Raw genomic sequence first — 22,741 nt, 5'->3', positions numbered from 1 at the left:
TTACCCTGGTGGCATGGCCGTCGCGGTACGTGTGATCCCCTGCCTGGACGTGGACGCGGGGCGGGTCGTCAAAGGCGTCAACTTCACCGACCTCGTGGATGCTGGCGATCCCGTCGAACTCGCCGAGACCTACGACGGCGAGAGCGCCGACGAACTCACTTTCCTGGACGTGACCGCGTCGTCGGCGGACCGCGAGACGACTTACGACGTGGTGCGCCGCACCGCGGAGCAGGTGTTCATCCCGCTGACCGTCGGCGGCGGCGTGCGCAGCCCCGAGGACATCGACCGGCTGCTGCGCGCGGGCGCGGACAAGGTGAGCCTGAACACCGCCGCGATCGCCCGGCCGGAGCTGCTGCGCGAGTCGTCCCGGCGGTTCGGCGCGCAGTGCGTGGTGCTGTCCGCGGACGCCCGGCGGGTGCCGGAAGGCGGCGAGCCCACGGCGTCCGGTTTCGAGGTCACCACGCACGGCGGGCGGCGCGGCACCGGGATCTGCGCGGTCGAGTGGGCCGGTCGCGCCCAGGAACTCGGCGTCGGCGAGATCCTGCTGAACTCGATGGACGCGGACGGCACGAAGGCCGGGTTCGACCTGGAGATGATCCGCGCGGTGCGGGCCGAAGTGGACGTTCCGCTGATCGCCAGCGGCGGCGCGGGCGCGGTCGAGCACTTCGCGCCCGCCGTGCACGCCGGGGCGGACGCGGTGCTGGCCGCCAGCGTGTTCCACTTCGGACAGCTGCGGATCGGCGATGTGAAGGCCGCCATGCGCGCGGAAGGGATCACGGTCCGATGAGCGAGCTGGACCCGGCGATCGCCGAGCGACTCAAGCGGAACCCGGACGGGTTGGTGGCGGCGATCGTGCAGCAGCGCGGCACCGGCGAGGTGCTGATGATGGCGTGGATGGACGACGAGGCGCTGCACCGCACGCTGACCACCCGGCGCGGCACGTACTACTCGCGCAGCCGTGGGAAGTACTGGGTCAAGGGCGAAACGTCCGGGCACCTGCAGCACGTGCGCGAGGTGCGGCTGGACTGCGACGGCGACACCGTGCTCGTGGTCGTCGACCAGGAAGGCGCCGCCTGCCACACCGGTGATCACACCTGCTTCGACTCGGACGTGCTGCTCGGCCCGTCTTCCTGAGCTGGCACGTCTCCGGTCGCCAATTCGCCCGTGAGGTAGCGCTGCAGGTTGGGCGCGATCGCGGCGACGACCGTGTCGTGATCGGCCGAGGCGAGCGGCTCGAGCTCCACCACGTAGCGCATCATCCCCAGCCCGACGATCTGCGTGGCGCCCAGTGCCGCCCGCAGGTCCGGGCGATCCATTCGCAGCTCCCGCGCGAGCTTGCCGAACACCACGGTCGCCACGAACTCACGCAGCATCCGCACCGCCGAGCCGTGCGTGGCCACGCTGCGCGCCAGCGCCGCGAACGCGCCGCCGCCCGCTTCGTCCCACACGGTCAGGAACCGGTGCAGGATCCGCTCGGCCAGCTTCTCCGGGTCGCCCGCGAGCAGTTCCGGCAGCAGCACGGCCGGGTCGACGGGGATCTGCACAGCGGCGGTGAACAGGGCTTCCTTGCCGCCGAACCAGTGGTTGACCATCGCCGGGTCCACGCCGGCGCGGGTGGCGATGGCCCGCACGGTCGAGTCGTTGTAGCCGTGTTCGGCGAAGATCTCGCGCGCTGCGTCGATCAGCGCCGCGCGGGTGTCTTCGCCGCCGCGCCTGCGCCCGCGCCGCTTCGCGCGCCCGTCTTGTCCCGCGCGCCCGTCGTCCGCGGAAATGCCACTGCTCACCGCGCCATCCTTCCCGCCGCGCGGTCCCGGCCGCAAAGAGCGGGCGCTGCGACGCGGCCCCGGCCGGGTCGGCACAATGACGGGCATGGTTGGTGACGGCGACATCGGCAGCACCACCCCGGGCCGCGCGGAGTTCCGCGAGCTCGCCGCCGGTCGGCGAGTGATCCCCGTGGTGCGCAAGCTGCTCGCGGACGACGAGACCCCGCTGGGGGTGTACCGCAAGCTCGCGGGCGAGGAAACGGGCACGTTCCTGTTCGAGTCCGCGGAGAACGGGCACTCCTGGTCGCGCTGGTCGTTCATCGGTGTCCGCAGCCCCGCCGCGCTGACCGTGCGCGACGGCGAGGCGTGCTGGACCGGCACCCCGCCGGTCGGCCTGCCCGCGGGCGGCGACCCGCTGCAGGCGCTGCGCGAGACGGTGGAACTGCTGCGCACCGAACCGCTGCCGGGGATGCCGCCGCTGACCGGCGGCATGGTCGGTTTCCTCGGTTACGACGCGGTGCGGCGCCTGGAGAAGTTGCCGGACGAGACCGAGGACGACCTGCGAATCCCCGAACTGGTGATGCTGCTGGCCACCGACCTGGCCGCGCTGGACCACCACGAGGGCACCATCACGCTGATCGCCAACGCGGTGAACTGGGACGACAGCCCGGAACGGGTGGACGCCGCCTACGACGACGCGGTCCGCAGGCTCGACGCGATGGCCGCGCGGCTGTGCACGCCGTCCGAGCCGACGGTGGCGACGTTCTCCCGCCCGCAGCCGGATTTCGAGCGCCGCCGCACTCCGCAGGAGCACTACGCGGCGGTGGAATCCGCGAAGGAGGCGATCCGCGCGGGCGAGGCGTTCCAGGTGGTGGTCTCGCAGCGGTTCGAGATGCCGACCACGGCCGACTCGCTGGACATCTACCGGGTGCTGCGCACCACCAACCCGAGCCCGTACATGTACCTGCTGCGGCTGGCCGACCCGGACGGCGGCGCGCCGTTCGACATCGTCGGCTCCAGCCCGGAGTCGCTGGTGACGGTGCGCGACGGGCAGGCGACCACGCACCCGATCGCCGGGACCCGCTGGCGCGGCGCGGACGAGGACGAGGACGCGCGGCTGGAGAAGGACCTCAGCACCGACGAGAAGGAACGCGCCGAGCACCTGATGCTGGTGGACCTCGGCCGCAACGACCTGGGGCGGGTGTGCCGCCCGGGTTCGGTGCGCGTCGTGGAGTTCTTCCGGGTCGAGCGCTACAGCCATGTGATGCACCTGGTTTCCACGGTCACCGGCGCGCTGGACGAGGGCCGCTCCGCGTTCGACGCGGTCACGTCCTGCTTCCCGGCCGGGACGTTGTCCGGGGCGCCGAAGCCGCGCGCGCTGGAACTGATCGAGCAGCTGGAGCCGACGCGGCGCGCCCAGTACGGCGGCGTGGTCGGCTACCTGGACTTCGCCGGGGACGCCGACACCGCCATCGCCATCCGCACCGCGCTGGTGCGGGAGGGCCGGGCGTACGTGCAGGCGGGCGGCGGCATCGTCGCCGATTCGGACCCGGTCGCCGAGGACCAGGAGTCGCTGAACAAGGCCAAGGCGGTGCTGGGCGCGGTCGCCACCGCGCAGACGCTGCGCCGCCCGGATCAGCCGGACCAGCCGGACCAGCCGGACACCGGCGTGAGCGCGGGGGAGCGGGTTGACGACCGAGCAAGCGTCTGAGCAGCGCACGACTTCGCCGCGGCTGCTCTTGGTGGTCGTGCTGCTGATGCTGCTCAGCGCCGGCCTGCTGTGGGGTTCCAGCGCGCTGAGCTGGGTCAGCGCCACGTTCCGCACCCCGTACTCCGGCGATGTCCAGTCCGGCGCCACCGGTTCGATGGTGCGCCCGGAGCTGGTGCCGCTGGCGTTGGCGTCGCTGGCTGGGATCGCCGCGGTGCTGGCCACCGGTGGCTGGATGCGGCGCATCATCGGCGGGATCACCGTGCTCGGCGGCGGTCTGTTGGTGTGGCGCGCGGTGTCGTGGCACCTCGACGGCGACTTCGGCTTCACGCCGCCGAACCTGCCGCCGAACAGCGCGCCGATCGGCGTCCCGGACCCGATCCCGTTCGGCCCGCTGCTGATGGGCCTGGCCGCGTTGACGTTGCTCAACGCCGGGCTGCTGGTGGCGGCGCGCGCGAAGCGGATGCCCGCGATGGGCTCGAGGTACTCCGCGCCCGGTGCGCGCCGCGAATCGCGTGATCCGGACAAAAGGCTCTGGGAGGCCCTGGACGAGGGAGCGGACCCTACCGACGAGCGGTGAGCCGTCACCCGCCGTGGTCCCGGCACCGGTTCCGGCGCGTCCGGGTGCCGGGCGCCCTCCCGCGATCGGTGCTGGCAAGGGACGAAGGTCCTTGCTGTGCAGGGACGTTGTGCCGACCCCTCGGCCGGGCGCCGCAGCGCGCGGGGTTAGCATCGGCCATGCGACCGGCACGGCGGGAAGGGGAGTGTCGTGATCGAGCGCAATGAATTCATCTGCGCGATAGACGATGTTCAGGACTTGCGGGCGAGTGTTCGGGGCACGCGCTGCGAGGTGTTCGAGTGAGCGTCCTGGAAACCATCATCGAGGGCGTTCGCGAGGACATGGCCGTCCGCGAGTCCGCCATTTCGTTCGACGAGATCAAGCAGCGGTCCGCGGCCGCGGCTCCACCGCACGACGTGCTCGCCGCTTTGCAGGCGCCGGGCGTCGGGGTGATCGCCGAGGTGAAGCGCCGCAGCCCGTCCAAGGGCGAGCTGGCCGAGATCGGTGAGCCGGAGGACCTGGCCGCGGACTACGCGGCCGCGGGCGCACGCGTGATCAGCGTGCTGACCGAGCAGCGCCGCTTCGGCGGTTCGCTGGCCGACTTCGACTCGGTGCGCGCGAAGGTCTCGGCGCCGTTGCTGCGCAAGGACTTCATCGTCAGCCCGTACCAGGTGCACGAGGCTCGCGCGCACGGCGCGGACATGGTGCTGCTGATCGCGGCGGCGCTGGAGCAGAACGCGCTGGAGGCGCTGCTGGACCGGGCCGAGTCGCTGGGCATGACCGCGCTGGTCGAGGTGCACACCGCGGAGGAGGCGGACCGCGCGCTGGAGGCCGGGGCGAAGGTCATCGGCATCAACGCGCGCAACCTGCACACCCTGGAAGTGGACCGGGAGGTGTTCGGCCGGATCGCGCCGGGCCTGCCGGTCGACGTGCTGAAGGTGGCCGAGTCGGGCGTGCGCGGTCCGAGCGACCTGATGGCCTACGCGGGTTCCGGCGCGGACGCCGTGCTGGTCGGTGAGGGCCTGGTGACCAGCGACAACCCGCGCACGGCGGTGACCCAGCTGGTCACCGCGGGCTCGCACCCGGCCTGCCCGCGCTCCAGCCGCTGAACCGCGGCGCCGCAGCGGCGGATCGGCGCCCCCGCACTACGAGCCCCGGCACGACGAGAGAGGGGAACCCCATGGACACCGTGCACGACGCGCGGAACGTCCGGGCGCACCGGCCGGGCCGGCAGGTGCCCGAGGGGCACGATCCGGACGAGCGGGGCCACTTCGGCCCGTACGGCGGCCGGTTCATGCCGGAGGCGTTGATCGCCGCGCAGGACGAGCTGGCCGCGGAGTACGAGAAGGCCCAGCTCGACCCGGATTTCGTCGACGAGCTCGCCCGGCTGCTGCGGGACTACGCGGGCCGCCCGTCGCTGCTGACCGAGGCCAAGCGGTTCGGCGAGCACGCGGGCGGGGCGCGGGTGCTGCTCAAGCGCGAGGACCTCAACCACACCGGCTCCCACAAGATCAACAACGTGCTGGGGCAGGCGCTGCTGGTCAAGCGGATGGGCAAGCGCCGCGTCATCGCCGAGACCGGCGCCGGTCAGCACGGCGTGGCCACCGCGACGGCCTGCGCGCTGCTGGACCTGGACTGCGTGGTCTACATGGGCGAGGTGGACACCAAGCGGCAGGCGCTGAACGTGGCCCGGATGCGGCTGCTGGGCGCCGAGGTGATCCCGGTCGCGAACGGTTCGGCCACGCTCAAGGACGCGATCAACGAGGCGCTGCGGGACTGGGTCGCCAACGTCGCCGACACGCACTACCTGCTGGGCACGGCCGCCGGTGCGCACCCGTTCCCGCTGATGGTGCGCAACTTCCACCAGGTCATCGGCGAGGAGGCCCGCGAGCAGTCGGTGCACCAGTTCGGCGGGCTGCCGGACGCGGTGCTGGCCTGCGTGGGCGGCGGCTCGAACGCCATCGGGATCTTCCACGGCTTCATCGACGACCCGGGCGTGCGCCTGGTCGGCTGCGAACCCGCCGGGCACGGCCTGGACAGCGGAGAGCACGGCGCCACGCTGAGCAAGGGCACTCCCGGCACGCTGCACGGTGCCCGGTCCTACCTGCTGCAGGACGACGACGGGCAGGTCATCGAGGCGTACTCGATCTCGGCGGGGCTGGACTACCCGGGTGTCGGCCCGGAGCACTCGTACCTGAAGGACTCCGGCCGCGCCGAGTACCGCGGCATCACCGACGACGAGGCGATGCAGGCGTTCCAGCTGCTGTCCCGCACCGAGGGGATCATTCCCGCGGTGGAGTCGGCGCACGCGCTGGCCGGGGCGCTGCAGCTGGGCAAGGAACTCGGGCCGGGCGCGACGCTGCTGGTGAGCCTGTCCGGCCGCGGCGACAAGGACATGGACACCGCCGCGAAGTACTTCGGGCTGGTCGACGAGCAGACCGGTGAACCCGTCGCGGACGAGTCCGCCGGGGACGAGCCCACCGGGGACGACGCAGAGGGGACGGCGCGGTGAGCGGCCTGCACGAAGTGTTCGCGGCGTGCCGCGACGAGAACCGGGCCGCGCTGATCGGCTACCTGCCCGCGGGCTACCCGACGGTGGACGGCTCGAAGGAGCTGCTGGCGGCGATGCTGTCGGGCACCGCGGACCGGCCGGGCTGCGACATCGTCGAGATCGGCATCCCGTTCTCGGACCCGGTCATCGACGGTCCGACCATCCAGGCCGCCAGTGACACCGCGCTGCGCAACGGCTTCCGGGTGCGGGACCTGTTCGGCGTGGTCTCCGCGGTCGCCGGCTCCGGTGGGCACCCGGTGGTGATGACCTACTGGAACCCGGTGCACCAGTACGGACCGGACAGGTTCGCGCGGGACCTGAAGGCCGCAGGCGGGCTCGGCGTGATCACCCCGGACCTGGTGCCGGACGAGGCCGAGGACTGGATCGCCGCGACCGACGCGCACGGGCTGGACCGGATCTTCCTGGTCGCGCCGTCGTCCACGGAGCAGCGGCTGGCGATGACGGCCAAGGCGAGCTCCGGGTTCATCTACGCCACCTCCGTGATGGGCGTGACGGGCGCGCGGGAGACCGTCGGCGACAAGGCCGAGGAGCTGGTGCGGCGCACCCGGGTGCACACCGACCTGCCCATCGGCGTGGGGCTCGGGGTGCGCTCCGGCGAGCAGGCCGCCGAAGTCGCCGGGTTCGCCGATGCGGTGATCGTCGGCTCGGCGTTCATCGGCCGCGCCGAGCGGGACGGGGCCGACGGCGTGCGCGAACTCGCCGCCGAGCTGGGCGAGGGCGTGCGCTCCCGCTGAAGCCGATCAGCACGCGCGCGCGTGACCGTTTCGTGACGTGCGCGGACCGCGACTCCGGGGTCGCGGGCGGACCGATACGGTGTGCGTCGTGAGCGTCCCAAGCCTCGCCGCCTCGGCGACCCCGTTCCTGGCGAACATTCCCAGCCCGGCGCAAGGCGTCTGGTACATCGGCCCGGTCCCGCTGCGCGCGTACGCGCTGTGTCTGGTCGCCGGGATCGTGGTGGCGATCATCTGGGCGGAGCGCCGCTGGCGGGCGCGCGGCGGCCGCGCGGGCACGGTCGTCGACATCGCGGTCTGGGCGGTGCCGTTCGGCGTGATCGGCGGACGGCTCTACCACGTGGCCACGGATTGGTACAAGTACTTCGGCCCGGGCCGCAATCCGGTCGAGGCGCTCTACATCTGGAACGGCGGCCTCGGCATCTGGGGCGCGGTCGCGCTCGGCGCGGTCGGCGCGTGGATCGGGTGCCGCCGCCGCGGGATCCCGCTGGCCGCGTTCGCCGACGCCGTCGCACCCGGGCTGATCACCGCGCAGGCCGTCGGCCGGTTGGGCAACTGGTTCAACCAGGAGCTCTACGGCAGCCCGACCGACCTGCCGTGGGGCTTGGAGATCTACCGCCGCATCGACCCGGAGAGCGGGCTGGCGGACCCGATCGCGGGGCACGCCATCGACCAGGCCGCGCCGGTGGCCGTGGTGCACCCGACGTTCCTGTACGAGCTGCTGTGGAACCTGCTCATCGCGGTTCTGCTGGTGTGGGCGGACCGCAAGTTCCGGATGGGGCACGGCCGGGTGTTCGCGCTCTACGTCGCGGGCTACACCGCCGGTCGGGTGTGGATCGAGATGATGCGCACCGACCAGGCCACGCACCTGCTCGGAATCCGGATCAACGTGTTCACCTCGGTGGTCGTGTTCCTGCTGGCCGTGCTGTACCTGGTGCTGGTGCGCGGCAAGCGGGAGGATCCGGAGACGGTGCGCGGGAAACCGCTGCCCGGTGACGACGACTACGACGACGGCTCGTCCGGCGGGGCGAAGCAGCCCGCGGCGGACGAGGCGGCGGAAGCTCCCGCGGACGAGTCCGGCCGCTCGGAGTCCGGTGACTCGAAATCCGGCTCGAAGTCCGGTGATTCGGAAACCAGCGACTCGGAAACCAGCGGCTCGGGCCGCGATGCGGAAGCCAGCGATGCGGAACTCGCCGACGGCCGGCCCCACTCGGAGACGTTCTCCGTGAAGTCCGTGGTGGGCGAGGAATCCGCGGCCGAGCAAGCCGACGGCGCGGGGGAGAAGCGGGACTGACTCGGCGTGCGGGTCGTTTCGGCTTCCTGATCCTCGCCTTGTCGGCGGCAGTGACCGTGCCCGCAACAGGGGCTTCCTCATCCCCGCGCGGGCGCGATCACGGGTGAACCGTCGGGCGCTTCCAGCACCCGGATCCGCGCGTCGTAGTGCTCGGTGAGCACCTCCGGCGTCAGCACCGCACCGGGCGTGCCGCGCGCCGCGACGCGCCCGTCCGCGAGCAGCACCAGGTGTTCGGCGTACTGCCCGGCGATGGTCAGGTCGTGCAGCGTGCTGACGACCGTCGTGCCCAGTTCGCGGCGCAGCTCGTCCACCAGGTCCAGCAGCGCTTGAGCGTGCCCGACGTCCAGCCCGGTGGTGGGCTCGTCCAGCAGCAGCACGCCCGCGCGCTGCGCCAGCGCCCGCCCGAGCACGGCCCGCTGGCGCTCCCCGCCGGACAGCGTGGTCAGCTGCCGCGCCGCGAGCGGAGCCAGGTCCAGCCGCGCCAGCACCTCGTCGACGAGTTCCAGGTCCGCGCGGCCTTCCCGGCCCAGCGGGCCGAGGTGCGGGGTGCGCCCGAGCAGCACGTAGTCCGTCACGGTCAGCCCCAGCGGCAGCTGCGGTGTCTGCGGCGCGTAAGCCAGCAGCCGCGCGCGCTCGCGCCGCCCGCGGCCGCGCAGCGATCGCTCGCCGGTCAGCACGTCGCCGGTGTGCGGGAGCAGGCCGGCCGCGGCCTTGAGCAGCGTGGACTTGCCGGAGCCGTTCGGCCCGATCACTCCGAGCCAGCCGCCCTGCCGCACCTGCGCGGAAACGTCCGAGAGCACGTTGCGCCGCCGGTACCCGGCGCTGAGCTCGCGCACCTGCAGGCTCATATCCGCCTGCCCCGGTGCAGCAGCACGGCGAAGAACGGTGCCCCGGTGAACGCCGTGACCACCCCGATCGGCAGTTCCGCCGGGGCGAGCACGGTGCGCGCGAGCATGTCCGCCAGCACCAGGAAAGCTCCGCCGAACAGCAACGACAACGGCACCACGACGCGGTTGCCGCCACCGGCGGCCAGCCGCACCAGGTGCGGCACCACGAGCCCCACGAAGCCGATCAGCCCGGCCACCGAAACGGCCGCGGCCGTGGCCAGCGACGCGGCCAGCAGCACCAGCGCCCGCGCCCGGCCCGGGTGCACGCCCAGCGAGGCCGCTTCCTCGTCGCCGACTCCCAGCACGTCCAGCAGCCGCGCGCACGCGCACAGCACGGCGCCCGAGACGATCAGCAACGGCAGCACCAGCAGCACGTCCCGCCAGCCGGTCGTGCTCAACCTGCCCAAGATCCACAGGTAGACCTGTTGCAGGCTCTCCAGCCGCAGCTGCTGCACGAACGTCTGCCCGGCGGTGAGGAACGCGCCGACCGCGACCCCGGCGAGCACCAGCGTCGCCGCGTCGTTCCCCGCCGAGCGCCCCACCAGCCAGGTCACCGCGACTCCGCCCAGCGCTCCGGCGAACGCGGCCGCCTGCGCCACGCCGGGCACCGAACCGGCCTGCGGCAGCAGGGTGATCACGATCGTCACCGCGAGCCCGGCGCCGCCTGCCGCCCCGAGCAGGTAAGGATCGGCGAGCGGATTGCGGAACACGCCTTGGAACGCCGCACCGGAGACCGCCAGCGCCGCCCCCACCAGCGCACCCAGCACCGCCCGCGGCACCCGCAGCTGCCAGAGGATCGCGGCTTCCCGTTCGGACAGCGGGGAATGCCCGCCGGACAGTTGTGCGCCGATCTCCGCCAGCACCCGCTGCCAGCCGAGGTCGGCGGCGCCGAGCAGCACCGACGCCAGCAGCGCCAGCAGCAGCGCCGCCACTCCCGCCAGCAGCGGGAGCGGGCGCAGCCGAGTGCGGCGCAACTCGCTCAGGGCTGCTGCGCGCGGGTCACGGACTCGCTGATCCGGCGCACCAGGTCGACCACTCGCGGCCCCCACCGGCCTGCGACGTTGTCGTCCAGCGCGACGACCCGCTGCTCGCGCACGGCGGTGAGCGTGTCCCAGCCGGGCCGCTCACCCGCGGATTCCGGTGTGGTTCCGCAGCACTTGGTGTCCGCCAGGAAGATCAGGTCCGGGTCGGCCTGCAGGATGCGCTCCTGCGCGAGCTGCGGGAACTTCGCACCGGCCGGTACGCCCTCGTCGGCGATGTTGCGCAGGCCGAACAGCCCGTAGAGGCCGCCGACGAAGCTCTGCGAGGTCGCGCTGTAGAAGTCCGGGCTGACCTCGTGGTAGTAGCTCAGCGGCGTCGGCGGTTTCGGCGTCTTCGCGACGATCTCCGCGATGTCCGCGCGCATCCGGTCGGTGACCTCGCGGGCCTGCCTGCCGTGCCCGGTGGCCTGCCCCAGCGTCTCGATCTGGCCGTACGCCTCGTCCAGCCCGGCGGGAGTCGGCGTGACCAGCACCGGAACCTCCAGCGCACGCAGTCCCTCGACGAGCTTGTCCGCGCCTTCCGGAGCGATCACCAGGTCCGGGTTGCGGGTGGCGACCGCGGCTGCGTCGCTGGTCAGGCCGTTGAGGTCGGTGCGCGGTGTGCGCGCCGGGAAGTCCGAGAACTGGTCGACGGCGGCGACCTGCTCGCCCGCGCCGACCGCGTAGAGCGACTCGGTCGCGGTGGGGCTCAGCGACACGATGTGCTTGGGCTGCTGCGGCAGCGTCACCGGTTCCTGCCCGGCCATCCGGATCTGCGCGGGAAACGCCGCGGCGGGGTCCTCGACGGGCGCGGCGGGCGCGGGCGAGGGCGTGCGGGTGGCGCACGCCGTGGCACCGAGCAGCAGCACGAGCACGGTCAGCAGCAACGACGGGGGGCGGCGGAACCCGGACATCACGTTGTTCCTTGCTCTCTGCGGACGTTCTCGACGGCACGCGCCGGTTTCGCAGCCGCGAGCGTCGGCGAGCAGGAAAGATACCAGCTCCCCGCGCGCTGCCAGGCCCGACCGGTCGTGCCGCACCGATCATCGCCGCTGCGAAGCCGCTGAGGAACGCGCCGCGACGTCGGAATTTTCACTTCGCCGCGAGCTGACTAGCGGTGCGGCTTGTCGGTATCGTGGCCGTCACGGTCCGGCGAAAGGCCGTCAGAGCGTTCCTGCCCAGCGGTTTCGTTGCTCAGGTGAAGTTTCCGCGGGTGATGGGCGCGTCCGCACAGCGACCGGTGCCGGTGTTGCGACCGGCGCACCGATAGCGCGCATGGACCGGGTCGCCGATGACTCCTCTCGGCGAGCCGGTGCCGCTGACCGGTTCCGCCGAATTCCCGTCCGGTGACGGGAATCCCCCAGTCCAGCGCCGGACGACCCAGCGCCGGACGAGCAGAGTCCGATGCCGGACAGCACACGCGGGCCAGCGTCGTCCCGTGCCCAGGGAGAAACCGCCCCAGCGCGGCGCATCCCAGCACATCGACGAGGGAGGTTTGCGCAGTGGTCTTCTCTGCCATTCCCGCCACCCAGGGGCTCTACGACCCCGCTGCCGAACACGATTCCTGCGGCGTGGCCATGGTGGCCGACGTCCAGGGGCGGAGTTCGCACGGCATCGTGGCCGACGCGCTGACCGCCCTGCGGAACCTGGACCACCGCGGCGCGGCCGGTGCCGAACCCACCAGCGGTGACGGCGCCGGGCTGCTGCTGCAGCTGCCGGACGAACTGCTGCGCAGCGAGTTCGACCTGCCTGAGCCGGATGCCGCCGGCCGGTCCCGCTACGCAGCGGGCATCGCGTTCCTGCCCGCCGACGCCGGGCAGCGCCGCCGGGCGGTCGAGTCGACCGAACGCATCGCTGCCGAGGAGGGCCTGACCGTGCTCGGCTGGCGGGACGTGCCGACCGACCCGGACGGCGCCGAGGTGGGCGTGACGGCGCGCGGATGCATGCCGCACTTCGCGATGCTGCTGGTCGCCGGCCCGGACGGGGAGGCCGGTCTGGAACTGGACCGCCGGGCGTTCTGCCTGCGCAAACGAGCCGAGCGGGAGTCGGAGCGGGATGGGCGAGAGCTGTACTTCGCGTCGCTGTCGGCGCGCACCTTGATCTATAAGGGGATGCTGACCACCGAGCAGCTGCCGCTGTTCTTCCCCGACCTCGTCGACGAGCGGCTGCGCACCGCCATCGCCCTGGTGCACAGCCGGTTCTCCACGAACACGTTCCCGTCGTGGCCGCTGGCGCACCCGTTCCGCTACATGGCGCACAACGGCGAGATCAACACGATTCGCGGCAACCGCAACCGGATGCGCTCCCGCGAGGCGCTGCTGGAATCCGACCTGATCCCCGGCGACCTGTCCCGGTTGTACCCGATCTGCGCCGAGGACGGCTCGGACTCGGCGTCGTTCGACGAGGTGCTGGAGCTGCTGCACCTGGGCGGGCGGAGCCTGCCGCACTCGGTGCTGATGATGATCCCGGAGGCGTGGGAGAACCACGCCGAGATGGACCCGAAGCGCAAGGCGTTCTACCGGTTCCACGCGGGCCTGATGGAGCCGTGGGACGGCCCGGCCTGCGTCACCTTCACCGACGGTTCGCTGGTCGGCGCGGTGCTGGACCGCAACGGCCTGCGCCCGGCGCGCTGGTGGCGCACCGCCGGCGACCGGGTGGTGCTGGCCAGCGAGTCCGGCGTGCTCGACATCGACCCGAGCGACGTCGTGGCCAAGGGCCGGTTGCAGCCGGGCCGGATGTTCCTGATCGACACCGAGCAGGGCCGGCTCGTCGATGACGACGAGGTCAAGGCGGAACTGTCCGCGGGGCACGCCTACGGCGAGTGGCTGCACGCCGGCCAGATCAACCTCGGCGAGCTGCCGGACCGGGAGCACGTGGTGCACAGCCACGAGTCGGTGGTGCGCCGCCAGCTCGCGTTCGGCTACACCGAGGAAGAGCTGGCGATGCTGCTGGCCCCGATGGCCTCCGGCGGCGCCGAACCGCTGGGATCGATGGGCTCGGACACCCCGTCCGCGGCGTTCTCGCAGCGCTCGCGGCTGCTCTACGACTACTTCGTGCAGCACTTCGCGCAGGTCACGAACCCGCCGCTGGATGCGATCCGGGAGGAGATCGTGACTTCGGTGGCGCGCGTGATGGGCCCGGAGCAGAACCTGCTGGAACCGGCCGCTTCCTCGTGCAGGCACGTCGTGCTGCCGACCCCGGTGATCGACAACGACGAGCTGGCCAAGCTCATCCACATCAACTCCGACGGCGACCTGCCCGGGTTCGGCTCTGCCGTGCTCTCCGGGCTCTACGAGGTCGACGGCGGGGGCGAGGCGCTGGCAGAGGCCATCGAAGGGGTCCGCCAGGACGCCTCCGAGGCGATTCGAGCGGGCGCCCGGGTACTAGTGCTTTCGGACCGCGACTCCGATCACCGGATGGCGCCGATCCCGTCGCTGCTGCTGGTTTCCGCGGTGCACCACCACCTGGTGCGCACCAAGGAGCGGCTGCAGGTGGCGCTGGTGGTGGAAAGCGGCGATGCCCGCGAGGTGCACCACATCGCCGCGCTGCTGGGTTACGGCGCCGCCGCGGTCAACCCGTACCTGGCGTTCGAGACGATCGAGGACATGATCTCCGGCGGCCAGATCAGCGGGCTCCGGCCGCGGGTGGCGATCCGCAACTACGTGCAAGCACTGGTCAAGGGCGTGCTGAAGGTGATGTCCAAGATGGGCATCTCGACCGTCGGCGCCTACACCGCCGCGCAGATCTTCGAGACCGTCGGTTTGTCGAAGCGGCTGGTGGACGAGTACTTCACCGGAACCGGCGCGAAGCTCGGCGGCGCCGAACTGGACGTGCTGGCCGAGGAGGTCGCGCAGCGGCACCGCCGCGCCTACCCGGAAAACCCGACCGAGCGGGTGCACCGGCGGCTGGAGGTCGGCGGCGAGTACTCCTACCGCCGCGAGGGCGAGCTGCACCTGTTCAGCCCCGAGATGGTGTTCCTGCTCCAGCACGCCACCAAGACCCGCAAGATCGAGGCGTACCGCCGCTACACCGCCGAGTGCGACCGGCTGGCCCGCGAGGGCGGCACGCTGCGCGGGCTGTTCGAGCTGCGCGGCGACCGGGAGCCGATATCCGTCGACGAGGTCGAACCCGCTTCGGAGATCATGAAGCGGTTCGCGACCGGCGGCATGAGCTACGGCGCGATCTCCGCCGAGGCGCACGAGACCCTGGCGATCGCGATGAACCGGATCGGCGGCCGCTCCAACTCCGGCGAAGGCGGTGAGGACGCCGACCGGCTGCACGACCCCGAACGGCGCTCCGGCATCAAGCAGGTCGCCTCCGGCCGCTTCGGGGTCACCAGCGAATACCTGGTCAACGGCACCGACATCCAGATCAAGATGGCGCAGGGCGCCAAGCCCGGCGAGGGCGGCCAGCTGCCTGCGCACAAGGTCTACCCGTGGATCGCGAAGACGCGGCACTCCACGCCCGGCGTCGGGCTGATCTCGCCGCCGCCGCACCACGACATCTATTCGATCGAGGACCTGGCGCAGCTGATCCACGACCTGAAGAACGCCAACGAGCAGGCGCGGGTGCACGTGAAGCTGGTCAGCTCGGTCGGCGTCGGCACCGTCGCGGCGGGCGTGAGCAAGGCGCACGCGGACGTGGTGCTGATCTCCGGGCACGACGGCGGCACCGGTGCGGCACCGCTGACCTCGCTCAAGCACGCGGGCACGCCGTGGGAGCTGGGGCTGGCCGAGACGCAGCAGACGCTGCTGCTCAACGGCCTGCGCGACCGGATCGCGGTGCAGGTCGACGGCGGCATGAAAACCGGCAGGGACGTGCTCATCGGTGCGCTGCTGGGCGCCGAGGAGTACGGCTTCGCGACCGCCCCGCTGGTCGTCGAGGGCTGCGTGATGATGCGCGTGTGCCACCTCGACACCTGCCCGGTGGGCGTGGCCACCCAGAACCCGCAGCTGCGCAAGCGCTACACCGGCCAGGTCGAGCACGTGGTGAACTTCTTCGAGTTCGTCGCCGAAGAAGTCCGCGAATACCTCGCCGAACTCGGCTTCCGCAGCCTGCGCGAGGCGATCGGGCAGGTCGGCGTGCTGCGCACGGAAGAGGCCGTGCAGCACTGGAAGACCGCCGGGCTGGACCTCTCGCCGGTGTTCGCCGAGCCGGAGACGCCGTACTCGCCGGTGCGCCACCAGACCCGCGAGCAGGACCACGGACTCGATCACGCCCTGGACCGCACGCTGATCCAGCTGGCCGAGGCGTCGCTGGAGGACGCCCACCCGGTGCGGCTGCAACTGCCGGTGCGCAACGTCAACCGCACCGTGGGCACGCTGCTCGGCGCCGAGGTCACCCGCCGCTACGGCGGCGAAGGACTGCCGGACGACACGATCCACGTGCAGCTGGAGGGTTCGGCGGGCCAGTCGCTCGGCGCGTTCCTGCCGCCGGGCGTGACGCTGGAAATGGTCGGCGACGCGAACGACTACGTCGCCAAGGGCCTCTCCGGCGGTCGCGTGGTGGTGCGCCCGCACCGGGACGCCGCGTTCGCAGCGGCGGACCAAGTGATCGCGGGCAACGTCGTCGGCTACGGCGCAACCTCCGGCGAGGTGTTCCTGCGCGGGCAGGTCGGGGAGCGGTTCGCGGTGCGCAACTCCGGCGCCGACCTGGTCGCCGAAGGCGCCGGTGATCACGCCTTCGAGTACATGACCGGCGGGCGCGCGGTGGTGCTCGGCACGACCGGCCGCAACGTGGCCGCGGGCATGTCCGGCGGCATCGGTTACGTGCTGGACCTGGACCCGGTGCGGGCGAACACCGCCATGGTCGACCTGCACCGGCCCAGCGGCGAGGACCTGCGGTGGCTGCACGGGATCGTGCGCCGCCACCACGAGCTGACCGGTTCCGCGGTCGCCGCGTCGCTGCTGGGCGACTGGACGCGGCGCTCCGCGGCGTTCACCAAGATCATGCCGCGGGACTACGCGCGGGTGCTGGAGGCCATGCGGCTGGCCCGTTCCGAAGGCCGCGACATCGACGAGGCGATCATGGAGGCGTCCCGTGGCTGACCCCAAGGGCTTCCTGAAGTACTCCCGCGCCGACGCGCCCAAGCGGTCCTACGAGGACCGCCTCGGCGACTGGCGCGAGGTCTACGCGGCACTGTCCACATCGGACCGCGATGAGCAGGTGTCCGCGCAGGCCGCGCGCTGCATGGACTGCGGGATCCCGTTCTGCCACTCCGGCTCGGCGGGTTGCCCGCTGGGCAACCTCATCCCGGAGTGGAACGACCAGGTCCGCCGCGGCAAGTGGGAGCAGGCGAGCGACCGGCTGCACGCCACCAACAACTTCCCGGAGTTCACCGGCAAGTTGTGCCCCGCCCCGTGCGAATCCGCCTGCGTGCTGGCGATCTCGCCGGACGCGGGTGGCGCGGTCGCGATCAAGCGGATCGAGGAGACCATCGCCGAGGTCGGCTGGGAGAACGACTACGTGCACCCGCAGCTCGCGCAGGAGCAGACCGGCGACCGGGTCGCCGTCGTCGGCTCCGGCCCCGCCGGGCTGGCCGCAGCGCAGCAGCTCACCCGCGCCGGGCACGAGGTGACCGTCTACGAGCGCGACGACCGCATCGGCGGCCTGCTCCGCTACGGCATCCCCGAGTTCAAGATGGAGAAGTCCGCGCTGGACCGGCGGTTGGCGCAGATGCGCGCGGAAGGCACCAGGTTCGTCACCGGCTGCGAGGTAGGTGCGGACCTGACCGTCGAGCAACTGCGCGCCGGCCACGACGCGGTGGTGCTCGCGGTCGGCGCGCTGCGCGGCCGCGACGACCGGACCGTGCCGGGCAGGCAGTTGGGCGGGGTGCACCTGGCCATGGACCACCTGGTCCCGGCGAACAAGGAACGCGAAGGCGACGGCCCCACGCCGATCTCCGCGCACGGCAAGCACGTCGTCGTCATCGGCGGCGGTGACACCGGCGCCGACTGCTACGGCACCGCGACCCGCCAAGGCGCGCTGAGCGTCACCCAGCTCGACCAGTACCCGCAGCCGCCGGAAACCCGCGACGACGACGTCTCGCCGTGGCCGACCTGGCCGTACATCCTGCGCACCTACCCCGCGCACGAAGAAGCGGGGGAGCGCAGATTCGCCGTGGCCGTCGAGGAATTCGTCGGCGACGAGCACGGCGACGTGCGCGCGGTGCGGCTGCGCGAGGTCCGCGTCGAGCGCGACGCCGACGGCAGGAGGCAGGTCGTGCCGGTCGCGGAAACCGCCGAGGAGCACCCTTGCGACCTGGCGCTGCTGGCGATCGGGTTCGAGGGCGTCGAGCACATGCCACTGCTGGACGGGCTCGGCATCGAACTGTCCCCGCGCGGCAGCATCGGCTGCGGCTCGAACTGGGAGACCACCGCGCCGGACGTGTTCGTCTGCGGCGACGCGCACCGGGGCGCGTCGCTGGTGGTGTGGGCGATCGCGGAGGGCCGTTCGGTGGCGCAGGCCGTGGACGCCCACCTCACCGGCGCCTCCGACCTGCCCGCGCCGGTGCACCCGACGGCCCTGCCGCTGGCGACGGTGTGAGCCCTCACCGCATGTTCCGCGCTGCCCACTCCGCGAACCCGGTGGTGGGCAGGCCGAGTTCCCGCACCCGTTCCGGCCGGGCGTCGGCGTCGAAGACGTTCGACATCTCGTGCGCGGCGTAGAAGTCCGGCAGGCGCCGATGTCGGACACCGCGATCAGCGACAGCCACGCCGCCGAACCGGCGGCCGAGGCCGATCGGCTGCTGACCATCGTCATCGACGGCATCCGCACGTGAGGCAGCCGCGTGCCGACCGCGGCCGCGGATCCACCGCACCGGCGAACCCTCCGGCCCTCGTTGCCGGTCTGCGGGTGTTGCTCCCTTTTCGGGTGACTCGCCGACTGCGTCTGATCATCTCCGCACGAATCGTCGGTGCGGCCTGGCACCATGGCTTCGCGGACGGAAGGGGGCAGCGGTGGCGAACGCGAAGGATGTGGCCGCGTACATCTTGCACCGGCGCGGCCCGATGACGGCGATGAAGCTGCAAAAGCTCGTCTACTACAGCCAAGCGTGGCATCTGGTGTGGGACGAACGGCCGTTGTTCGACGAGCCGGTGCAGGCGTGGGCGAACGGCCCGGTGGTGCCGGACCTCACTCCGGCAGCGCCCGGCTGGTGTACCCGGCCGCCACCAGCCGGTCGTAGGCGGCGCGGACCTCGGTGGGGACCTCCTGCGGAGTCGCGAAGCCGAGTTCCGCGTAGCGGGTGATCCGCTGGGTGTCGCCGACCAGCATGTTGATCACGCGGTCCGGGTCGCCGATGTCCGCGACGTACTCGTCCACCGGCAACGGCCGCGCGGAGCAGACGAATTCGGCCTCCGGCCACAGCTTCTTCGCGGTCGCGTACGCGCGGCGCTGCTGGTACGGCCGCGAGACCAGCATGACCTCGCGCGCGGAAATCCCCTGCGCGGCAAGCAGATCTCTGGTGTTGGTGATGTTCTCCCCGGTGTTCGTGGCCCGCGTTTCCAGCAGCACGGCCGAATCCGGCACGCCGAGCTCCAGCGCGTGCGCGCGGAAGTGCACCGCCTCGCCGCGCGGGAAGCGCTCGACCGTCGTCGGCGCGTTCGCGCCGGTGAACACGATCCGCGGAAACCACCCGGCGTGGAACAACTCCGCGGTGTGCGTGGCAACGCCGAGGTCGTGACCGCCGAGCCCGACCCCCACATCGCACCGGCGCAGCTCGTGACCCAGGTCGTGGTAGTCCCACAGCGTTCGGACGTCGTCCCGCAATTCCGGCGGCAGCACGGCGTTCACCGCCCCGGCAGCGTGATCGCGAGCTCGCGGGCGGCGCGGCGCAGCGGTTCCAGGTGCTCGCGCATCGCTTCCAGCGAGCTGCGGAAAGCGGGGGCGGCGGTGGAAAGCGCGGCGGTCGCCGTGCCGCCGGGGCCGAGTACCGGCACGCCGATGGCGATGATGCCCGCCTCGTGCTCCTCCTCGGCGGTGGCGTAGCCGTCGCGGCGCACCTGTTCGATCTCGGCGCGGAACGCGGCGCGGTCGGTGATGGTGCGCGGGCCCAGAGCGGGCAGTTCGAGCTCGGCCAGCAGCGCTTCCCGCACCTGCTGCGGCGCGAACGCGATCAGGCACTTGCCCATCGAGGTGCAGTGCAGCGGGCCGCGCCTGCCCGGTTCGCCGGTGATCTGCACCTGCTGGGTGCCCTCCACGAAGTGCACGTAGAGCTGGTCGTGCCCGTCCAGCACGGACATCAGCGCCGACTCGCCGGTCTCGGCGGTGATCCGGCGCAGCACCGGCGTGGCGGTCTCGGCGAAACCCCGCGCGTGCAGCACCCGCTGGCCCAGCTCGAACATCCGCAGGCCCAGGCTCCAGCGCCGGTCCTCGTCGAGCACGGCGAACTCCTCGCGGGCGATGGAGTTCAGCAGCCGGTGCGTGGTGCTCACCGGGTAACCGGCCTGCCGCGCGAGCTCGGACAGCGTGATGCCCTTCGGGGCGTCGCCGAGCAGCACCAGCAGCCGCAGGGCTTTGCCCACCATGTCGCTGCCGGCCGTGTCGCCACGTCTGCGTTCGTCGCGTGGCCGCTCGTCACGTGGGCCGTCCGCAGCGGAGTTCTCAGCCGAGGCGGGCACGTCATCCCCCTAACTCACCGCGCGCGTTCCCCGGCGCGTCCTCGCCCGGATCGTATCGGCCCGATGTTGACCCGGTTGTCCCACGTTCTCTAGTCTTTCCGCAATATCGAATAGCTTCCCGCATAGCGGTAAACGGCTGCGGTAAACGACTGCGGTAAATAGCTGCGGTAAACAGCACAGTTGGCGCACAAAGGAGTTCGCCGTGACGACGACCCCGGCTCCGGCCGAACTCGGGCGGCAGCGGTGGCTGCGGCTGCTGCCCGTGGCGTTCGTGACCTACTCGCTGGCCTACCTGGACCGGTCGAACTTCTCGATCGGCGTCGCGGGCGGGCTCAAGGAGGACCTGGCGCTGTCCGGCGCGATGTCCTCGCTGATCGGCGCCTCGTTCTTCCTCGGGTACTGCCTGTTCCAGATCCCCGGCACGCTCTACGCGGAGCGCCGCAGCGTCCGGAACCTGATCTTCTGGTGCACCTTGGCCTGGGGCGTGCTCGCCGCCGCGCAAGGCTTGCTGCACAGCGGGATCGCGCTGCTGGTGGTGCGGTTCCTGCTCGGCTCGGTGGAAGCGGCCGTGCTGCCCGCGATGGTGGTGTTCCTGGCGCGCTGGTTCACCAAGGGCGAGCGCGGCAGCGCCAACGCGATCCTCATCCTGGGCAACCCGGTCACGGTGATGTGGCTCAACGCGGTGTCCGGTTATCTGGTGGAGCTGACCAGCTGGCGGGAGATGTTCATCATCGAGGGCCTGCCTGCCGTGCTGTGGGCCTTCGTGTTCCGCGCGCTGGTCTCGGACCACCCGAGCGAGGCGAAGTGGCTGGGCGGTGCCGAGAAGCGCGCCGTCATCGACGCGCTGGACGGTGAGCGACAGCAGACCACGGCGGCGGGGACGTTCGCCGAGGCGATCCGGTCGCGGCCGGTGGTGCTGCTGTCGATCCAGTACCTGCTGTGGAGCATCGGCGTGTACGGGCTGGTGTTCTGGCTGCCGAGCATCGTCGCGGCGGGCACCGGCGAGGGGATCGGGATGAGCGGGCTGCTCTCGGCGATCCCGTTCGGCGTGGCCGCGCTGCTGATGGTGCTGAACTCGCGCGCCTCCGACCGCGCGGGCAGCAGGCCGCGGTTCGTGTGGCCGTGGCTGCTCTTCGGCGGCGTCGCGTTCTACCTGTCCTATGTGGCCGGTCCGCAGAACTTCTGGCTCGCTTTCGGATTGCTCATCCTGGCCGGAGGCGCCATGTACGCGCCGTACGGCCCGTACTTCGCCTATGTTTCGGAGTCGTTGCCGAAGAATTTCGCGGGTGCGGGTGTGGGCTGCGTGAACACCGCCGGCTCGTTCGGCGGGTTCATCGGCACCTACCTGGTGGGCTGGCTCAACGACGCGACCGGCGCAACCGCGGCCTCGTTCGTGCTGATGGCGTCCACAATGGTCTTGTCAGCGCTGTTGATTCCGCTGGTGCGGCGCGGTTCCTACGAGACCGGGAGCGCGTAGCCGATGAGCGACGTGGTGACCTTCGGCGAGGTGATGGCGATGTTCGTCGCCGCCGAGGTCGGCAGCCTGCCGGAGGTGGACCGCTACACCGCGCGGCTGGCCGGTGCGGAGATGAACGTCGCGGTCGGGCTGTCTCGGCTCGGGCACCGGGTGCGATACCTGGGTGCGGTCGGCGACGACCCGTTCGGAGCCCGCGCGCAGCGGGTCTTCGCTGCCGAAGGGATCGGCGGATTGACCACCGACCCGTCCGCGCCGACCGGTTTCCAGCTCAAGAGCCGGGTCCGCGCCGGTGATCCGGAGGTCGTGTACTTCCGCCGCGGTTCGGCGGCTTCCCGGCACCGTTGGTCCGCCGCGGCGGAGGCGGTGGTCGGTGCCGCCCGGCATCTGCACGTCACCGGGATTTTCCCGGCGCTGTCGGAAGAAACCCGCCGGTTCACCTTCGAGGCGGTGGCCGCCGCGCGCCGTTGCGGGGCGACCGTCTCGTTCGACCCGAACCTGCGGCCCGCGTTGTGGCCGGACCGGGCGGAGATGCGGGCGGTGCTGACCGAACTCGCCGCGCTGGCCGACTGGGTGCTGCCCGGCCTCGCCGAGGGGAAGGCGCTGTTCGGTGATGCCACTCCGGAAGGTGTCGCCGCGCGTTGCCTGGATCTCGGCGCGTCCACAGTGGTCGTCAAGCTCGGCGCGGACGGCGCTTCGTTGCACACCGGTGAAACCACCTGCCACGCAACGGCTTTCCCGGTCGAGGTGGTCGACACCGTCGGCGCCGGTGACGGCTTCGCCGCCGGTTTCATCAGTGCCCGCCTCGACGGGGAAAACGACGAGGCTGCACTGCGCCGAGCCTGCGCGGTAGGTGCGCTGGCCACCACGAGCGAAGGCGACATGGACGGTCTGCCCACTAGGAAGACTCTTGAGGAATCCCTTCAGGGTGAGTTGCGTAGCGGTGCCGGTGGCGGAACCTCAGCGACTTCCTCGCTGCGGGATCGATTTCTGACGTAGCACCCTACGCGGCGAAATCGCTGTCCTCGCGAGGAAGCCGCTGAGAACCCGCGGCGGTGCCGGTTGCTTGCGTGGTCGCTGCTCAGCGGCTGCGCCGCTGACAAGACAAAGACCG

General features: G+C 71.8%; 19 protein-coding genes. 13 read left to right on the top strand and 6 right to left on the bottom strand.

Annotated elements, in window-relative coordinates; translation table 11 throughout:
- Positions 1 to 13: 13 nt before the first annotated feature.
- Together hisF and hisI are read left to right on the top strand one after the other, a co-directional pair.
- Entirely contained in the window at positions 14 to 787 is a 774-nt protein-coding gene (gene hisF, locus INP57_RS10610; protein WP_200069981.1) for an imidazole glycerol phosphate synthase subunit HisF, read from the top strand.
- Entirely contained in the window at positions 784 to 1,134 is a 351-nt protein-coding gene (gene hisI / locus INP57_RS10605) for a phosphoribosyl-AMP cyclohydrolase (protein WP_200069980.1), read from the top strand. Before hisF ends, hisI begins: the two co-directional genes overlap by 4 nt.
- On the opposite strand, the gene INP57_RS10600 is transcribed toward hisI, so the two are convergent.
- Positions 1,089 to 1,784, bottom strand: coding sequence for a TetR/AcrR family transcriptional regulator (locus tag INP57_RS10600; RefSeq protein WP_307850008.1), 696 nt, complete (start codon positions 1,782 to 1,784; stop codon positions 1,089 to 1,091). The two genes, hisI and INP57_RS10600, sit on opposite strands and share 46 nt — an antisense overlap.
- Before the next feature lie 85 nt (positions 1,785 to 1,869).
- Between INP57_RS10600 and INP57_RS10595 the strand changes: the two genes are divergently transcribed.
- The 6 genes from INP57_RS10595 to lgt all read left to right on the top strand — a co-directional run bounded on the left by INP57_RS10595 (position 1,870) and on the right by lgt (position 8,627).
- Entirely contained in the window at positions 1,870 to 3,474 is a 1,605-nt protein-coding gene (locus tag INP57_RS10595; protein WP_200069978.1) for an anthranilate synthase component I, read from the top strand.
- Positions 3,452 to 4,051 carry a Trp biosynthesis-associated membrane protein gene (locus INP57_RS10590; RefSeq protein WP_200069977.1) on the top strand — a complete coding sequence of 200 codons (600 nt, stop codon included), beginning with the start codon at positions 3,452 to 3,454 and terminating at the stop codon, positions 4,049 to 4,051. Before INP57_RS10595 ends, INP57_RS10590 begins: the two co-directional genes overlap by 23 nt.
- Positions 4,052 to 4,329: 278 nt before the next feature.
- On the top strand, positions 4,330 to 5,139 hold the full coding sequence (gene trpC, locus INP57_RS10585) for an indole-3-glycerol phosphate synthase TrpC (RefSeq protein WP_200069976.1): 810 nt from the start codon (positions 4,330 to 4,332) through the stop codon (positions 5,137 to 5,139).
- A 71-nt stretch (positions 5,140 to 5,210) separates the two neighbouring features.
- Positions 5,211 to 6,542 (top strand): tryptophan synthase subunit beta, encoded by a 1,332-nt coding sequence (trpB, locus tag INP57_RS10580; RefSeq protein ID WP_233627332.1) that lies wholly within the window; start codon positions 5,211 to 5,213, stop codon positions 6,540 to 6,542.
- On the top strand, positions 6,539 to 7,336 hold the full coding sequence (gene trpA / locus INP57_RS10575; protein WP_200069975.1) for a tryptophan synthase subunit alpha: 798 nt from the start codon (positions 6,539 to 6,541) through the stop codon (positions 7,334 to 7,336). Before trpB ends, trpA begins: the two co-directional genes overlap by 4 nt.
- A gap of 88 nt (positions 7,337 to 7,424) precedes the next feature.
- Positions 7,425 to 8,627, top strand: a complete 1,203-nt coding sequence (gene lgt / locus INP57_RS10570; RefSeq protein ID WP_200069974.1) for a prolipoprotein diacylglyceryl transferase — start codon at positions 7,425 to 7,427, stop codon at positions 8,625 to 8,627.
- Positions 8,628 to 8,704: 77 nt separating this feature from the next.
- Here the strand turns inward: lgt and INP57_RS10565 are convergent, their stop codons facing one another.
- From INP57_RS10565 to INP57_RS10555, 3 genes are read right to left on the bottom strand one after another with little or no spacing between them, the layout of a single operon-like run.
- Complete coding sequence (locus INP57_RS10565) at positions 8,705 to 9,475, bottom strand: ABC transporter ATP-binding protein (RefSeq protein WP_200069973.1); 771 nt, start codon at positions 9,473 to 9,475, stop codon at positions 8,705 to 8,707.
- Positions 9,472 to 10,488: a FecCD family ABC transporter permease gene (locus tag INP57_RS10560; protein ID WP_374220935.1), complete on the bottom strand. Its 1,017-nt coding sequence runs from the start codon at positions 10,486 to 10,488 to the stop codon at positions 9,472 to 9,474. Before INP57_RS10560 ends, INP57_RS10565 begins: the two co-directional genes overlap by 4 nt.
- A gap of 5 nt (positions 10,489 to 10,493) precedes the next feature.
- Positions 10,494 to 11,447 carry an ABC transporter substrate-binding protein gene (locus tag INP57_RS10555; protein WP_200069972.1) on the bottom strand — a complete coding sequence of 318 codons (954 nt, stop codon included), beginning with the start codon at positions 11,445 to 11,447 and terminating at the stop codon, positions 10,494 to 10,496.
- Between the two features lie 588 nt (positions 11,448 to 12,035).
- On the opposite strand from INP57_RS10555, the gene gltB reads away from it, so the two are divergent.
- The 3 genes from gltB (at position 12,036) to INP57_RS30305 (ending at position 18,782) form a co-directional block, all read left to right on the top strand.
- Positions 12,036 to 16,580, top strand: coding sequence for a glutamate synthase large subunit (gene gltB, locus INP57_RS10550; protein WP_200069971.1), 4,545 nt, complete (start codon positions 12,036 to 12,038; stop codon positions 16,578 to 16,580).
- Complete coding sequence (locus tag INP57_RS10545; RefSeq protein ID WP_200069970.1) at positions 16,573 to 18,078, top strand: glutamate synthase subunit beta; 1,506 nt, start codon at positions 16,573 to 16,575, stop codon at positions 18,076 to 18,078. Before gltB ends, INP57_RS10545 begins: the two co-directional genes overlap by 8 nt.
- A gap of 464 nt (positions 18,079 to 18,542) precedes the next feature.
- On the top strand, positions 18,543 to 18,782 hold the full coding sequence (locus tag INP57_RS30305) for a Panacea domain-containing protein (RefSeq protein ID WP_307850044.1): 240 nt from the start codon (positions 18,543 to 18,545) through the stop codon (positions 18,780 to 18,782).
- Here INP57_RS30305 and INP57_RS10535 read toward each other — a convergent pair.
- The gene (locus INP57_RS10535; RefSeq protein ID WP_445326512.1) at positions 18,667 to 19,317 is read right to left on the bottom strand and encodes a YdcF family protein; all 651 of its coding nucleotides are present in this window, start codon (positions 19,315 to 19,317) and stop codon (positions 18,667 to 18,669) included. The genes INP57_RS30305 and INP57_RS10535 overlap by 116 nt on opposite strands.
- A 5-nt stretch (positions 19,318 to 19,322) precedes the next feature.
- Positions 19,323 to 20,153 carry an IclR family transcriptional regulator gene (locus tag INP57_RS10530; RefSeq protein WP_307850006.1) on the bottom strand — a complete coding sequence of 277 codons (831 nt, stop codon included), beginning with the start codon at positions 20,151 to 20,153 and terminating at the stop codon, positions 19,323 to 19,325.
- A 202-nt stretch (positions 20,154 to 20,355) separates the two neighbouring features.
- Between INP57_RS10530 and INP57_RS10525 the strand changes: the two genes are divergently transcribed.
- Together INP57_RS10525 and INP57_RS10520 are read left to right on the top strand one after the other, a co-directional pair.
- Positions 20,356 to 21,630 (top strand): MFS transporter, encoded by a 1,275-nt coding sequence (locus INP57_RS10525; protein ID WP_200069968.1) that lies wholly within the window; start codon positions 20,356 to 20,358, stop codon positions 21,628 to 21,630.
- Between the two features lie 3 nt (positions 21,631 to 21,633).
- Positions 21,634 to 22,626: a sugar kinase gene (locus tag INP57_RS10520; protein ID WP_200069967.1), complete on the top strand. Its 993-nt coding sequence runs from the start codon at positions 21,634 to 21,636 to the stop codon at positions 22,624 to 22,626.
- Positions 22,627 to 22,741: the final 115 nt, after the last annotated feature.

Origin of the sequence: Saccharopolyspora galaxeae (assembly GCF_016526145.1) — a bacterium.
Lineage (GTDB): Bacteria > Actinomycetota > Actinomycetes > Mycobacteriales > Pseudonocardiaceae > Saccharopolyspora_C > Saccharopolyspora_C galaxeae.
The sequence above is the reverse complement of the archived record's forward strand: the minus strand, read 5'-3'. Positions and strand labels throughout refer to the sequence as shown.

What these genes read in the sequence shown, in the direction of transcription:
- INP57_RS30305 (WP_307850044.1), top strand. Translation starts at nt 18,543, where the DNA reads ATGACGGCGATGAAGCTGCAAAAGCTCGTCTACTACAGCCAAGCGTGG.
- INP57_RS10520 (WP_200069967.1), top strand. Translation starts at nt 21,634, where the DNA reads ATGAGCGACGTGGTGACCTTCGGCGAGGTGATGGCGATGTTCGTCGCC.
- INP57_RS10595 (WP_200069978.1), top strand. Translation starts at nt 1,870, where the DNA reads ATGGTTGGTGACGGCGACATCGGCAGCACCACCCCGGGCCGCGCGGAG.
- INP57_RS10555 (WP_200069972.1), bottom strand. Translation starts at nt 11,447, where the DNA reads ATGTCCGGGTTCCGCCGCCCCCCGTCGTTGCTGCTGACCGTGCTCGTG.
- hisF (WP_200069981.1), top strand. Translation starts at nt 14, where the DNA reads ATGGCCGTCGCGGTACGTGTGATCCCCTGCCTGGACGTGGACGCGGGG.
- INP57_RS10565 (WP_200069973.1), bottom strand. Translation starts at nt 9,475, where the DNA reads ATGAGCCTGCAGGTGCGCGAGCTCAGCGCCGGGTACCGGCGGCGCAAC.
- trpB (WP_233627332.1), top strand. Translation starts at nt 5,211, where the DNA reads ATGGACACCGTGCACGACGCGCGGAACGTCCGGGCGCACCGGCCGGGC.
- hisI (WP_200069980.1), top strand. Translation starts at nt 784, where the DNA reads ATGAGCGAGCTGGACCCGGCGATCGCCGAGCGACTCAAGCGGAACCCG.